The sequence below is a fragment of the Micromonospora sp. ATLC20 genome, from assembly GCF_057196585.1.
In genome coordinates, this window is sequence record NZ_JBXUOV010000003.1 from 49,690 (window position 1) to 62,834 (window position 13,145).

General features: G+C 73.3%; 13 protein-coding genes. 9 read left to right on the top strand and 4 right to left on the bottom strand.

Going from position 1 to position 13,145, the window contains the following annotated elements:
• Window positions 1–283: 283 nt before the first annotated feature.
• The 4 genes from AC2CHG_RS01725 (at window position 284) to AC2CHG_RS01740 (ending at window position 4,569) form a co-directional block, all read left to right on the top strand.
• On the top strand, window positions 284–1,792 hold the full coding sequence (locus AC2CHG_RS01725; RefSeq protein ID WP_355508551.1) for a sugar transferase: 1,509 nt from the start codon (window positions 284–286) through the stop codon (window positions 1,790–1,792).
• 33 nt (window positions 1,793–1,825) lie between these two features.
• A complete protein-coding gene (locus AC2CHG_RS01730; protein WP_262012984.1) occupies window positions 1,826–3,049 on the top strand; it encodes a histidine kinase in 1,224 nt (407 codons plus the stop codon).
• Complete coding sequence (locus AC2CHG_RS01735) at window positions 3,046–3,813, top strand: LytR/AlgR family response regulator transcription factor (protein WP_013289288.1); 768 nt, start codon at window positions 3,046–3,048, stop codon at window positions 3,811–3,813. The genes AC2CHG_RS01730 and AC2CHG_RS01735 overlap by 4 nt, the downstream gene beginning before the upstream one ends.
• Window positions 3,814–3,906: 93 nt before the next feature.
• Window positions 3,907–4,569 (top strand): DUF5701 family protein, encoded by a 663-nt coding sequence (locus AC2CHG_RS01740; RefSeq protein ID WP_262012983.1) that lies wholly within the window; start codon window positions 3,907–3,909, stop codon window positions 4,567–4,569.
• A 42-nt stretch (window positions 4,570–4,611) separates the two neighbouring features.
• Here AC2CHG_RS01740 and AC2CHG_RS01745 read toward each other — a convergent pair whose 3' ends face one another.
• Window positions 4,612–5,805, bottom strand: coding sequence for a WD40/YVTN/BNR-like repeat-containing protein (locus AC2CHG_RS01745; protein ID WP_262012982.1), 1,194 nt, complete (start codon window positions 5,803–5,805; stop codon window positions 4,612–4,614).
• Window positions 5,792–6,319 carry an RNA polymerase sigma factor gene (locus AC2CHG_RS01750; protein ID WP_262012981.1) on the bottom strand — a complete coding sequence of 176 codons (528 nt, stop codon included), beginning with the start codon at window positions 6,317–6,319 and terminating at the stop codon, window positions 5,792–5,794. The genes AC2CHG_RS01745 and AC2CHG_RS01750 overlap by 14 nt, the downstream gene beginning before the upstream one ends.
• 346 nt (window positions 6,320–6,665) lie before the next feature.
• Between AC2CHG_RS01750 and AC2CHG_RS01755 the strand changes: the two genes are divergently transcribed.
• Both AC2CHG_RS01755 and AC2CHG_RS01760 read left to right on the top strand, forming a co-directional pair.
• Complete coding sequence (locus AC2CHG_RS01755) at window positions 6,666–7,016, top strand: hypothetical protein (RefSeq protein ID WP_262013029.1); 351 nt, start codon at window positions 6,666–6,668, stop codon at window positions 7,014–7,016.
• Window positions 7,016–8,656 (top strand): sodium/solute symporter, encoded by a 1,641-nt coding sequence (locus tag AC2CHG_RS01760; protein WP_357210219.1) that lies wholly within the window; start codon window positions 7,016–7,018, stop codon window positions 8,654–8,656. Before AC2CHG_RS01755 ends, AC2CHG_RS01760 begins: the two co-directional genes overlap by 1 nt.
• Window positions 8,657–8,701: 45 nt before the next feature.
• Here the strand turns inward: AC2CHG_RS01760 and AC2CHG_RS01765 are convergent, their stop codons facing one another.
• On the bottom strand, window positions 8,702–9,556 hold the full coding sequence (locus AC2CHG_RS01765; protein WP_262012979.1) for a hypothetical protein: 855 nt from the start codon (window positions 9,554–9,556) through the stop codon (window positions 8,702–8,704).
• Window positions 9,549–10,049, bottom strand: coding sequence for a SigE family RNA polymerase sigma factor (locus AC2CHG_RS01770; protein WP_262012978.1), 501 nt, complete (start codon window positions 10,047–10,049; stop codon window positions 9,549–9,551). The genes AC2CHG_RS01765 and AC2CHG_RS01770 overlap by 8 nt, the downstream gene beginning before the upstream one ends.
• A 151-nt stretch (window positions 10,050–10,200) precedes the next feature.
• Here AC2CHG_RS01770 and AC2CHG_RS01775 point away from each other — a divergent pair, with 151 nt between their 5' ends.
• The 3 genes from AC2CHG_RS01775 to AC2CHG_RS01785 are packed head-to-tail and all read left to right on the top strand — an operon-like array spanning window position 10,201 to window position 13,129.
• Window positions 10,201–10,965 carry an ABC transporter ATP-binding protein gene (locus AC2CHG_RS01775; protein WP_135242523.1) on the top strand — a complete coding sequence of 255 codons (765 nt, stop codon included), beginning with the start codon at window positions 10,201–10,203 and terminating at the stop codon, window positions 10,963–10,965.
• Window positions 10,950–12,638, top strand: coding sequence for an ABC transporter permease (locus AC2CHG_RS01780; RefSeq protein WP_262012977.1), 1,689 nt, complete (start codon window positions 10,950–10,952; stop codon window positions 12,636–12,638). Before AC2CHG_RS01775 ends, AC2CHG_RS01780 begins: the two co-directional genes overlap by 16 nt.
• Window positions 12,638–13,129 carry an SRPBCC family protein gene (locus tag AC2CHG_RS01785; RefSeq protein WP_402812188.1) on the top strand — a complete coding sequence of 164 codons (492 nt, stop codon included), beginning with the start codon at window positions 12,638–12,640 and terminating at the stop codon, window positions 13,127–13,129. Before AC2CHG_RS01780 ends, AC2CHG_RS01785 begins: the two co-directional genes overlap by 1 nt.
• Window positions 13,130–13,145 lie beyond the last annotated feature (16 nt).

Consider the following 13,145-nt stretch of genomic DNA (forward strand, 5'->3'; position numbering starts at 1 on the left):
TCGCCTAAGGTCCGGTCCGCCCCTCTACCCGAGCCGTCATCCATCGGTATAGTGGCTCGGTCCCCGGCTTCACAACTGATTCGGAGCCGGCCAGATCTCACCGAGCACCAGCGGAACGGCTTCCTCGCGGGGGCCGGTCCAGGCCGGGCCCGCGTGGGAGACTGGGACGGTGAGCGACCCGGGCCCTCACGGCGAGTGAGGACGCGGGTCATGCGGGAGGACATGGGTTGAGGTGACGACAAGCCTCCAGCGCCCGGTAACCGACAGAGGCCGGAGCAAGAGCGTGCGGCACGTCGACAGCTTTGAGATCCAGCCGCCGACTCCGCCGTCGCACAACGGCGTACCGCGGTCGGCGTGGGCCCGCGCCCGCCGGCGGGTGTCCCGGTGGCACCGGCCCTACATCGCCCTCCTGCTGCTGCTGGACTTCGGTGCGGCCGCCCTGGCCAGCTTCCTGGCCGTGCAGATCTTCGAACAGGCCGACTCCGGCTTCCGCAACTCGCCGCAGGCCTGGTTCTACACAGTGGCGTTCGTGCTCCTGCCGCTCGGCTGGCTGCTCTTCCTCTGGGGCAACCGGGCCTACGACCGGCGCTACCTCGGTCTCGGTCCGGACGAATTCAAGCGGGTGATCCGGGCCGGCGTCGCGGTGGCGGCGGCGGTCTCGTTCATCGCATTCGCCACGAAGACCTACTCCCTGTCCCGGTGGACGGTCGGCTTCGCGCTGCTCGGCGCGATGATGCTGATCCTGCTCGGCCGCATGATCGCCCGGGCCTCGCTGCACGCGCTGCGCCGCCGCGCCGGCCACGCCGGGCACCGGATGGTGCTCGTCGGCACGCTTCCGGAGTGCCTGGAGGTCTACACCACTGTCACCCGGAACCCGTCCGTCGGCCTGGTGCCGGTGGCCATCCACCTCACCGACGGGTACGCCGCCGCGCGCGGCCTGGAGACCCCGGTGCCCGTGTACGCGGGCCGGGACGTCTTGGCCCTGGTACGTGAGGTCGGCGGCGACACCATCGCGGTCTGCGGCTCGGCCAGCGCCGAGCCGGGTGAGCTGCGCCGGCTGGCCTGGCAGCTGGAGGGCTCCGGCGTCGACCTGGTGGTCGCGCCCCAGCTCACCGACATCGCCGGTCCCCGGGTGCACATCCGCCCGATCGAGGGCCTGCCACTGCTGCACGTCGAGGAGCCGACCCTGTCCGGGCCGGCGCTGCTGGCCAAGAACCTGATGGACCGGGTCGCCGCCGGGCTGGGCCTGCTGCTGCTGGTCCCGCTCTTCCTCGCCGTCGCCGTGGCCATCCGGATCTCCGACCCCGGGCCGGTCTTCTTCCGCCAGCCCCGGGTGGGGCACGAGGGGCGGACGTTCCGGGTCTGGAAGTTCCGGACCATGTACGTCGACGCCGAGGAGCGGCTGGCCGGCCTGGTCGACCGCAACGAGACCGACGGCATGCTGTTCAAGATGAAGCAGGACCCCCGGGTCTTCCCGGTGGGCCGCTTCCTGCGCGCCACGTCGCTGGACGAGCTGCCCCAGCTGATCAACGTGCTCTGGGGCGAGATGTCGCTCGTCGGCCCGCGCCCGCTGCCCGCCGACGACGGCGACTTCCTCGGCGACGTCCGCCGCCGGCTGCTGGTCCGGCCGGGCATGACCGGTCTGTGGCAGGTCTCCGGCCGTTCCGACCTGTCCTGGGACGAGGCGGTCCGGCTCGACCTCTACTACGTCGACAACTGGTCGCTGGCGTACGACCTCAGCATCCTGTGGCGGACCGTCGGCGTGGTGCTGGCCCGCAAGGGCGCGTACTAGCGCTACCGGGCCGCCACCCGGCAGGATCGCTGCGTGGGTGGCAACCTCTCCGCCGTCTTCGCCGTCGTCTCGCTGGTCACCGCGTTGGCCGCGGCGCTCTGGGCGGTGCTGCGGCTGCGCGGCCGGCGGGGCATCGCCACCGCCACGCAGCGGGCCACGTACGAGGTGCTGCACACCGCGGGGCTCGCCGCCGAGCCGCTGCGCGCCGGCCTGACCGCGGCGGACGCGGCGAAGGCCGTACGCCATCTGCGGGCCCTCGTCGGCGCGGCCGGCCTGGCGCTGACGGACCGGGACGCGTTGCTCGCCATCGACGGGCAGGGCGCGCATCACGGCGACCAACTGGTCGCGGCGGCCCGGCGGGCGGCCGACAGCGGGCGCTCGACGGTGCTGGGCGAGTCGGAGCTGCGTTGCGACCTGGTCGACTGTCCGGTACGCGGCGCGGTGGTGGCGCCGCTGCGCGCGGACGGGCGGGTGGTCGGCGCGCTGGTGGCGGTGGCCGACGAACGCCCGGCCCCGGGTCTGGTGCAGGCGACGCTGGAGACCGCGCACTGGGCGGGTGACCAGCTCGCGCTGGCCGAGCTTGAGTCGTCGCGGGAGCGGCTGGCGCGGGCCGAGGTACGCGCGCTGCGCGCCCAGATCAGCCCGCACTTCATCTACAACGCGCTGACCGCGATCGGCTCGTTCGTGCGCACCGACCCGGAGCGGGCGCGGGAGCTGATACTAGAGTTCGCCGAGTTCACCCGCTACTCGTTCCGGGCGCACGGCGAGTTCACCACGCTCGCCGAGGAGCTGCGCTCGATCGACCGCTACCTGACCATCGAGCGGGCGCGCTTCGGCGAGCGGCTCCAGGTACGCCTCCAGATCGCACCGGAGGTGCTGCCGGTGACGTTGCCGTTCCTCTGCCTCCAGCCGCTCGTGGAGAACGCGGTCCGCCACGGGTTGTCCCGCAAGCCGGGCACCGGCATGGTGAGCATCGAGGCCCGGGACGCGGGCGCGGAGTGTCACATCACGGTGGAGGACGACGGGGTGGGGATGGATCCGACGACGCTTACCGCCGGCATCGCCGAGGTGTCGGGCGCGACCGGCGACCCGGCCGACGACCCGGGGCAGCACGTCGGCCTCTCGAACGTCGACGAACGGCTCCGGTCGGTCTTCGGGGACGGGTTCGGCCTGGTCGTGGAGACCGGCCTGGGTTCGGGTACGAAGGTCAGCATGCGCGTACCGAAGTTCCACCCCGGCGTCCGGGCGTCGTCGTGACCGTCACCGGCACCGGTTTCCTCCGGGTGCTGGCGGTGGACGACGAGCCGCCCGCGCTCGACGAGCTGGCGTACCACCTGCGCGCCGATCCCCGGGTGGCCCGGCTGCACACTGCCGGGGACGCGACCGAGGCGCTGCGGGTGCTGCGCGACGACGACGTGGACGTGGTGTTCCTCGACATCCGGATGCCGGGGCTGGACGGCATGGAGCTGGCCCGGGTGCTGCGCCGGTTCGCCCGGCCGCCGGCGATCGTGTTCGTCACCGCGTACGACGACGGCGCGGTGGACGCGTTCGACCTGGGCGCCACCGACTACGTGCGCAAGCCGGTACGCGCCGAGCGGCTGGCCGAGTCGCTGCGAAGGGTGATCGGCTCCCGGGTGGTGCCGTCGCATCCGGCCGCGCTGGCCCGGGCGGAGGAGGATCCGACCATCCCGATCGAGCTGGCCGGTACCACCCGGATGCTGCCCCGCTCGGCGGTGCGGTGGGTGGAGGCGCAGGGCGACTACGCGCGGCTGCACACGGCGGAGGGGTCGCACCTGGTCCGGGTCTCGCTGGCGACGCTGGCCGAGCGCTGGGCCGACGCCGGGTTCGTCCGGATCCACCGCTCGTATCTGGTGCAGCTGCGGCTCATCGCCGAGCTGCGGCTGGTCAACTCCGGCTACGTGGTGGTGATCGACGGATCCGAGCTGCCGGTGAGCCGCCGGCACACCCGGGAGCTGAAGGACAAGCTGGTGCGTGCCGCGAAGCAGGACTGGAGTCGCTGAGGGGCCGGGTGCCGTCGGCGCGGTCGGCGGCTTGTCGCTGCCGCGCGCTGGCGTACAATGTACGGCAGACCGTACGACAGGGTGGGGGACCGCATGTCCGACGACCGCTTCGACGCCGCTACCGAATTCGACAGCCAACTCGACCGCCTCGTGCAGCTCGGCTACCCGGCACTGGCCGGGCAGACCGAGGAGGAGTTCCGGACGCTGCTCACCCCGCTGCGCGACGCGGCGGTCACCGGTGCCGCCGGCTTGGCCGGGCCCACCGACGCGCGGGTGCCGTTCCTGCTGGTGACAACGCGGGAACTGGTGCCGGTGCCGGAACGGATCGCGCTCACCACGCTGGCGGGCAAGCGCAAGACCGGCGTCCTCGACCGCAACTTCCCCGCCGACGACCTGCCCACCTTCCACCCGATAAAGGAGCTCGAGGTGCCCGCCGGGCCCGCGTACCTGCTGTTCGACGTGGACCGGGGCGAGGAGTACCGCAACGTGCCGCCGTCGGCCGCGCTGGAGGACATGACCGCGAAGGACCGGCTGCCGATCACCATCGACGAAGGTCTGGCGTTCGTCACACTGCACCCGCAGGCGCTGGCGAGCAACAGGTGCTTCTCGCTCGTCGGGTCGCGCTGCGGCGACCGGCGGGTGCCCGCGCTGTGGATCAGCCAAGGTGCCCCGAAGCTCGGCTGGTGCTGGTTCGGCAACCCGCACACCTGGCTCGGCTCGGCGACCGCCAACCCGGTACGGGTGGGGCTGGACTGAGCGGTGGCCGGGGCGGGCCGACACGGTCCCGCCCCGGCACGGTCAGGAGGAAGCCAGCAGGATCCGCGTCCAGACCTGCCCGTCACGCGTGAGGACCAGATGGTCCGCCTCCCCGTCCCGGCCGTCGTCCCGGCCGAACAGCCACGCGTACCCCGGCGCGACACTCACCGAGGCGACCGGCATGCCGCCCGCCCGGGCCACGGCGAGACTCCGGCCGTCGTCGCGGCTGACCCGCACCTCCGCGACCCGGTGGTCGCCCGCACCGGTCTGGGTGACTGCCAGCAGGGATCCGTCCGATCCCACTGTCAGATCCCAGTGCGTCACCTCCGGCAGCCCGGTCACCGTGGTGGACCAGGTCGTCCCGCCGTCCTGGGTCCGCTCCAGCGTCACCGCGCCGTCCGCGTCCGCGACGATCTGGTAGCCCACCCGCCGGTCCACGCCGGCCAGCGCCAGAACCGTCCTCCCCGCGGCCGGCGTCCAGGTGTTCCAGGTCGCTCCCCGGTCGGCGCTACGGGCCCCGACCGTGGTCCCGTTGATCCCGTACGTGGTCCAGATGCTGCCGTCCGACGCGGGGTAGACGCCGGCGAGCGGCAGCGGCGACGGCGGCTGCCCGCTGAGCCGGTAGACGTCCCCCGTCGACGGGTCGACCGCGAGTGGCTCGGTCACCGCCGGCGACGCCAGTCCGCGCGGGACGGGCCGGGCGGCGGGCGGGAAGGCCCCCACGGCGGTGATCGCCTGCTCGGCGTCCCGCCAGGTGCGGCCGTAGTCGGTGGAGAGGCGACGCACCCCGTCGTCGTCGACCAGGTAGGTGCGGTCGCTCAGGACGGCGTACTCCAGGCTCTTCCCGCTGCGGGCCGGACCGGGCTCGCAGTCGGCGGCCCGGTAGCGCGCATCGTCCCAGTCGGTCCAGGTCCGGCCCCCGTCGACGGTCCGGGCGAAGCGCAACACGCATGTCGCGACACGGACGTCCACGCCGGAGGCCGGGCCGGTCAACGTGAAGTCGCCGGCCCTGCCCGGCAGGGTCGGCCCGGGCGGATCCGCCGATCCGAACTGTGCGGACCGGCTCGCCAGCGGCGTGGCGACCAGGGCCGCCAGCACCACCAGGGCGGTAGCGCCCAGGGCACCGGACCGACGCCGGCGGAAGTGGGCCACGGACCGCAGCTCGCCGAGCGGCGGCTGCCGGACGGCGGCGGCGATCGTGTCGACGTCGAAACCGGAGAGCCTACGATCGGACATCGATCCTCCCGTTGCTGGGGCTGCCGTTGGCGTCGGAGTCGGTGAGCAGCACCGCGAGGGCCTGCCGTCCACGGGAGAGCCGGGACTTCACGGTGCCGGCGGAGACGCCGAGGGTGGCCGCGATCTCCTCCACCGGCAGGTCGACCAGGTAGTGCAGAGCGAGCGCGGTTCGCTGCCCCTCGGGCAGTTCCCGCATCGCGGCCAGCAGGGCCAGGTGTTCCGGCGCCCGGTCGGCGACGGCGGGCGGAGGACCGATCCGGAGCAGCAGCCGGTCGAGGACCCGCCGACGCCGGTGCCGGCTGCGGGCGACGTTCACCGCGACCCGCCGCAGCCACGCCTCCGGGTTCTCCAGCCGGGCGAACCGCCCGGGCGCTACCAGCGCCTTGGTGAACGCCTCCTGGACCGCCTCCTGGGCCTCGCTCAGGTCACCGGTCACCGCGTAGAGCTGGACCACCAGCCGGCGGAAGGACCCCGCGTAGAGCTCCGCGATGAGATCACCGTCGGGCACCGTCACCCCCTCTCCCCACCTGTTCACTCACGGGACGGCGGGAAGGTTCCGGGGGATCGTTCAGAAGATCTCGCCGACCGGCAGGACGAGCGTCCACAACGACTCCACGCCATCCACCGGGTTATCCACAGCCGTGAAGCGTTATCCACAGGTTGTGCACAGGGCTCGGAACCGTGCTCTTGACATTCCCGCTGAGCGGGCGAGACTGCCGGAGGTGACCGGAGCCGAGGAACAGCATCCATCGGGGCGGCCCGCCGAGGCCACCCCGGTTCCCGGCCCCCGCGCGTCCCCGCCCGGCCGCCACGAGCCGGGCAGCGGGGCGCCGCCGGCCGCCGCGCCGAAGCGGACCCGGATCGTGCTGGCCGAGGTCTCCCGGGTCGGCAATCCGGCCGACCGCACCCGCTCCGAGCTCACCCAGCAGACCCCGGTCGGTGAGACGCTCGTGCAGGGGCTGATGCGCGCCCAGCTCTCCCTAGCGCTGCGGCTCAGCCTGCTGGTGCTGATCGGGCTCGGCGGCCTGCCCTGGCTGTTCGCCATCGCGCCCACGGTCGGCCGGGTCACGGTGCTCGGGGTCAACCTGCCGTGGCTGCTGCTCGGCGTCGTGTCCTTCCCGTTCCTGATCGTGGTCGGCTGGGCGTACGTGCGGCTGGCCGAACGCAACGAGCAGGACTTCGTCGACCTGATCCGACGGCCGGAACGCTGATGGCCAACGACTACGTGGTCCCGGCGATCGTCGCCGTCACCCTGGTCACCGTCGGCATCGGCTTCTACGGGTTGCGGCTGGCCCGCACCACCTCGGACTTCCTGGTCGCGTCCCGGGCGGTCAGCCCGACCTGGAACGCCGCCGCTATCGGCGGGGAGTACCTGTCGGCGGCGAGCTTCCTCGGCGTCGCCGGGCTGATCCTCAAGTACGGCGTGGACGTGCTCTGGTACCCGGTCGGCTTCGCCGCCGGATACCTGGCGCTGCTGCTGTTCGTGGCCGCGCCGCTGCGCCGCTCCGGCGCGTTCACGCTGCCCGACTTCTGCGAGGTGCGGCTCGGCTCCCGCCGGCTGCGCACGCTCGCCACCGTATTCGTGATCTTCATCGGCTGGCTCTACCTGGTGCCGCAGTTGCAGGGCGCCGGGCTGACCCTGGCCACGCTCACCGGCTCGCCGTATCCGCTCGGGGCGCTGCTCGTCGCCGTGGTGGTGACGGCGAACGTGGCGCTGGGCGGCATGCGGGCGATCACCTTCGTGCAGGCGTTCCAGTACTGGCTGAAGCTCACCGCGCTCGCCGTACCCGCGATCTTCCTGGCGTTGCAGTGGCAGGCCGACGCCCGCCCGGCGGTGACCCCGCCCGACGGCCCGACGTTCCGGACCGCGACCACCGTCGTGGTCGAGCACCGCGCGACGCTCACCCTGCCCGCCGGCGACATCCGGGAGGTACGCCCCGGCGACCGCCTCGAGTTCGCCGCCGGTGACCCGGTGCCGGAGGTGTCCGGCGCGGCCACCGGAGCCACCGAGTGGCTGCTGCCGGACACCGCGGGCGAGGACGACAGGGGACTGTTCGCCACGTACTCGCTGATCCTGGCCACGTTCCTCGGCACGATGGGCCTGCCGCACGTGCTGGTCCGCTTCTACACCAACCCCGACGGCGCCGCCGCCCGCCGGACCACGCTCGTGGTGCTGGCGCTCGTCGGCGTCTTCTATCTGCTGCCCACCGTCTACGGCGTGCTGGGCCGCATCTACACCCCGCAACTGCTGGTGAGCGGCCAGACCGACGCGGTGGTGGTGCTGCTGCCCGGCGCGGCGCTGGGCGACGGCACCACCGGCCGGCTGCTCGCCGCGCTGGTCGCGGCCGGCGCGTTCGCGGCGTTCCTGTCCACCTCGTCCGGCCTGCTCACCAGCGTCGCCGGGGTGATCTCGACGGACGTGCTGGGCCGCGGCTCGGTACGCGGCTTCCGGCTCGCCACGGTGATCGCCGGTGGGGTGCCGGCGGTGCTCTCCCTGAACGTCTCCGGGCTGGACGTGTCGCAGGTGGTGGGGCTGGCGTTCGCGGTGGCCGCATCCAGTTTCTGCCCGCTGCTGGTGCTCGGCATCTGGTGGCGCGGCCTGACCGACCTGGGCGCCGCCGCCGGGGTGCTGGTCGGCGGCGGCGCAGCGGTCGGCGCGGTGCTGCTCACCGTGCTCGGCCCGCCGCTGACCGGCTGGCCGGCGACGCTGACCACCCAGCCGGCGGCGTGGACGGTGCCGCTGGCGTTCACGGTCATGGTGGTCGTGTCGATGGCGAGCCGGCGGCGGCTGCCCCGCGACGTCCGCGCGACCATGCTCCGCCTGCACACCCCGGAGTCCCTGCGCCTGTGAGGCGGGGCCCGCTCGCGCCGGCCCCGCCGCACACCCGAGCACCAGTCAGCAGGTGTCCGTGCCGGCGCAGAGGCGGTTGACCACCCACCCGACCACTCGCTTGGCCTCGCTCGGCGTGGTCTGGTGGTCGACCCGCAGTTGGGCGACCAGGTCGCCCTGCCGCACCACCACCCAGCGGGCAGGCGTCCCCATGTCGCCGCCCACGAGCACCGCGTCGTCGCCGCCGAGCGACTCCGCCATGATGGACAACGAGTCCTCCGGGCGCGTCGGCCGGCAGCCCGTGACCAACTGGCGGACCCGCTTCATGACAGTGTCGGCGGAGGTGCCCGAGTGCCGCGTCACCCGCTCGACGATCCAGTCGCTGGGTGAGTCGAACTGCACCGACCTGCTGGCCACCTGACCGGCGTTCAGCGCCGGCGACTCGTTCTCGCAGTAGATGGTCACGGACTCCAGGGACCAGTCCCCCTCCACCTTGGTCGTCATCGTGAAGCCCGTCGGCAGGTCGGCGAGCTGGAGCATCGCCGCCGCCGGAATCGTCCTGGTCGGCGCGCGGCCGGTCTCGCCGCCGGTCGTGCCGGGTGGCCGTCCGGTGGTGCGGCTCGGCGTCGGCGACCCGCTCTCGGACGGCTCGGCCGATGGCGTGGAACTCGGCGTGGGCGCCGGCGTCGGCGTCGGCGGGGTGGGAACGACGGTGGCCGGCGGCACGGGTGGCGGTGCGGCGTCGGGACGGGCCAGCGCCACACCCGACGCGACGACGCCCACCGCTACCGCGGCGGCCAGACCGGCGGCGATCTGAATACGCCGCGTCCGCTGCCGACCTCGACGCCGCACCTGCTCGGTGGGTGGCCAGACGAGGTGCTCGGTGTCCCGGTACAGGTCCGAGAAGATCGGATCAGGCATTGCGGATCTCCTCCGGCAGGGTCATGTCGAGCAGGGCGGCGAGGGCCTTGCGGCCCCGGGAGAGGCGAGCCTTGACCGTCCCGCTGGGTACGCCGGTCTGCGCGGCGATCTCCGCGACCGACAGGTCGGCCAGGTGATAGAGGACCACTGCCTGCCGCTGGTCCGCGGAGAGCTGCCGCAGTGCGGCGACCAGCGCCACCGTGTTCTCCGAGGGTGGCCGCACCGGCGGTGGTGGACCGTGCCGCCGGTAGGCGACGACGCTGTTGCGCACCTTGCGCCACCGGTTGACCAGCAGGCGGTGGCCCACCGTACGGACCCACGCCTCCGGGTCGTCGTACTCGCTGACCTGCGACCAGCGCTGCCAGGCCCGCGCGTACGCCTCCTGGGCGGCGTCCTGAGCCTCGGCCCGGTCACCGCCGAGCGCGTACAGCACCGTCACCACGCGTTGTCTGCTGCTCCGGTAGAACTCCTCGAACGCACTGTCCGCATCCATGTCTCTCCCCGCTGCCGTCCCTGGGACTGACACCCACCGCCCGGGTCGCCGGTTGCAGGCCGTCGGCAATGCGACTCGTACCTCTCAGGGATGATGCGAGATCATCCTGCCGTCCGAGCAGCCCCTGGCCGGAGCCCGATACGGTCGGACCATGACCGATCAGCACCCGGCGCTGTCCCTTCGTGGTCTGGCCAAGCGCTTCGACACCAAGGTCGCGGTGGCGGGCGTCGACCTCGCCGTGCCGACCGGCTCGTTCTACGGCCTGCTCGGCCCGAACGGCGCGGGCAAGACCACCACCCTCTCCATGGCCGTCGGCCTGCTGCGGCCCGACGCCGGTGAGGCGCGGGTGCTGGGGTACGACGTCTGGGCCGACCCGGTACGCGCCAAGAGCCTGCTCGGTGTGATGCCGGACGGCGTACGCCTCTTCGACCGGCTGAGCGGGGCGGAGCTGCTGGCGTACCACGGTCTGCTGCGCGGCATGGACCCGGCGGTGGTCGACCAGCGGGCGGCGGAGCTGCTCGACGTGCTGGCGCTCTCCGACGCCGGCCGCACGCTCGTGGTCGACTACTCGGCGGGCATGAAGAAGAAGATCGGGCTGGCCTGCGCGCTGCTGCACGGTCCGCGCCTGCTGGTGCTGGACGAGCCGTTCGAGGCCGTCGACCCGGTCTCGGCGGCGCTGATCCGCGACATCCTGCACCGGTACGTCGGCGGCGGCGGCACGGTGATCTTCTCCAGCCACGTGATGGAGGTGGTCGAGCGGCTCTGCTCCCACGTGGCGATCCTGGCCGAGGGCCGGATCAAGCGGGTGGGCACGCTGACCGAGGTGCGCGGCGACCGGTCACTGGAGGACGTCTTCGTGGAGGTGGTCGGCGGCCGGACCGCGACCGGCGAGGAGCTGTCGTGGCTGTCCCGGTGACCGTGCCCGAGCGCCCGGCCCGGCGGGTGTCGCCCTGGCACTTCGTCCGGCTCAAGCTGCGGGTGCTCGGCAACAACTTCCGGGGCCAGACCTGGCGGGTCGCGTTGTTCGTCCTCGGCCTGCTGTTCGGGCTCTGGTTCGCCGCCGTCGGGTTCTTCCTGCTGGCCGCGCCGGGCCTGGCCGGTGAGTCCCGGTACGCGCTGATGATCGCCGCCTTCGGCGGTGGCCTGCTCACGCTCGGCTGGTTGCTCCTGCCGCTCGTCTTCTTCGGCGTGGACGAGACGCTCGACCCGGCCCGGTTCGCGCTGCTGCCGCTGTCCCGCCGCACCCTGGTCACCGGCCTGCTCGCCGCCGCCCTGGTCAGCGTGCCGGCGTTGGCGACAGCGATCACGGCGGCCGGGCTGGTGGTCACCGCCGGTGCGCTCGGTGGATGGGCGGCCGCACTGGTCGGCGCGCTCGGCGTGGTCGTCGGGCTGCTCGTCTGCCTGGCCGGTGCCCGCGCGCTCACAAGTGCGTTCGCGACGATGCTGCGCTCTCGCCGGGTCCGCGACCTGGCCGCCGTGCTGCTCGCGGTGCTGGCCGCGCTGCTCGGGCCGTTGCAGTTGCTGGTGCTCGCCGCGGTACGGCAGACCGACTGGGACCGGCTGGACGGTGTCGCCCGGGTGGTCGGCTGGACGCCGTTCGGCGCACCGTGGACCGCCGGTCTGGACGTGGCCCAGGGGCGGACCGGCGCGGCGGTGGTGAAGCTGCTGATCGCGCTCGCGACGCTCGGCGTACTCCTGTTCTGGTGGTCCCGGTCGCTGGAGACGGCGATGGTGGGCGCGGCGAGCAGCGGCCCCGCGCGGACGCCGCGCGCTGTGGCCGGCGGCGCGGTCGCGCAGCTCTTCCCCCGCGCGGTGGGCTGGGCCCGGCGGGACCGGTTCGGCGCGCTCGTCGCCCGCGAATGCCGCTACTGGTGGCGGGACGCCCGCCGCCGGGCCAACCTCATTACGGTCGCCGTGGTCGGCGTGTTCGTGCCGGTGATGGTCAACCTCGGCGGCGTGTCGTTCACCACCGAGGGTGGGGCGGAACTCGGTGGCGCCGATTCCTCACCGGCGCTGGTCAGCCTGTCCATGATCTTCGTCGGGGCGCTCGCGTCGCTGACGCTGGCCAACCAGTTCGGCTTCGACGGCAGCTCGTACGCGGCGAACGTGGTCGCCGGTGTGCCGGGGCGGGTGGAGCTGCGGGCGCGGATGGCCGCGTTCTCGATCTACGTGGTGCCGATGCTCGTGGTGATCGCGGTGGCGCTGGCGGTCGTCCTCGGCCGGCCCGAATGGCTCGGCGTGATGGGTGGCGCGTTGTTCGCCGCGTACGGCTGCGGGCTGGCGATCAACGCGTTCGTCTCCGTGCTCGGCGCGTACTCGCTGCCCGAGTCGAGCAACCCGTTCGCCCTGAACAGCGGCGCGGGCTTCACCAAGGGTCTGCTCACCCTGGTCTCCATGGTCGGCTCGGCGGTGGTGGCGGTGCCGTTCGTGGTGGCCGCCGCGCTGCTCGGCGACGTGTGGCTCTGGCTGGCGCTGCCGCTCGGCCTGGCGTACGGCGGGGGCGCGGCGCTGCTCGGCGCGTACATGGCCGGGGACACGCTCGACCACCGGCAGCCGGAGCTGCTGGCGAATGTCACCCCGAGGCGCTGATGCCTGTCGTCGAAGCGGTCGTCACCGTCCCGGTCCCCCCGGAGCTGGCGTTCGCCGTCTCCCAGACCACCGCCCCGGTGCGGTACCGCTGGGATCCGTTCGTCCGGGAACAGCACTTCGTCGACGGCGCGACGCGGCCCGGGCGGGGCGTGCGCACGTACACCCGCTCCCGGCACGGCCTGGTCATGGTCAGCGAGTACGTCTCCTGGTCGCCGCCGACGAACGTCGGCATGAAGATGGTGCGCGGACCGTGGTTCTTCGAGCGGTTCGGCGGCGGCTGGCGGTTCGCTCCCGGCCCGGATCCCGGCACCACTGTCGCGACGTGGCGGTACAACTTCCGCTGCCGCCCGGCGTTCCTGCGCCCCGTCGCCGAGCGGATCGGGGAGTGGCTGCTCGGGCGGGACATCCGGCGCCGGATCGCCGGGTACGCGGCCGGCTGCGCCGACCCGGAGGTGCTGGCCGCCGCCCGCCGGTTGCTCACCGACGACTGATCCGTGCGTCTCGGCC

Excerpts from the sequence above, each read along its gene's own strand:
- AC2CHG_RS01740 (WP_262012983.1), top strand. The coding sequence starts at position 3,907 with ATGTCCGACGACCGCTTCGACGCCGCTACCGAATTCGACAGCCAACTC.
- AC2CHG_RS01785 (WP_402812188.1), top strand. The coding sequence starts at position 12,638 with ATGCCTGTCGTCGAAGCGGTCGTCACCGTCCCGGTCCCCCCGGAGCTG.
- AC2CHG_RS01745 (WP_262012982.1), bottom strand. The coding sequence starts at position 5,805 with ATGTCCGATCGTAGGCTCTCCGGTTTCGACGTCGACACGATCGCCGCC.
- AC2CHG_RS01765 (WP_262012979.1), bottom strand. The coding sequence starts at position 9,556 with ATGCCTGATCCGATCTTCTCGGACCTGTACCGGGACACCGAGCACCTC.
- AC2CHG_RS01775 (WP_135242523.1), top strand. The coding sequence starts at position 10,201 with ATGACCGATCAGCACCCGGCGCTGTCCCTTCGTGGTCTGGCCAAGCGC.
- AC2CHG_RS01770 (WP_262012978.1), bottom strand. The coding sequence starts at position 10,049 with ATGGATGCGGACAGTGCGTTCGAGGAGTTCTACCGGAGCAGCAGACAA.
- AC2CHG_RS01760 (WP_357210219.1), top strand. The coding sequence starts at position 7,016 with ATGGCCAACGACTACGTGGTCCCGGCGATCGTCGCCGTCACCCTGGTC.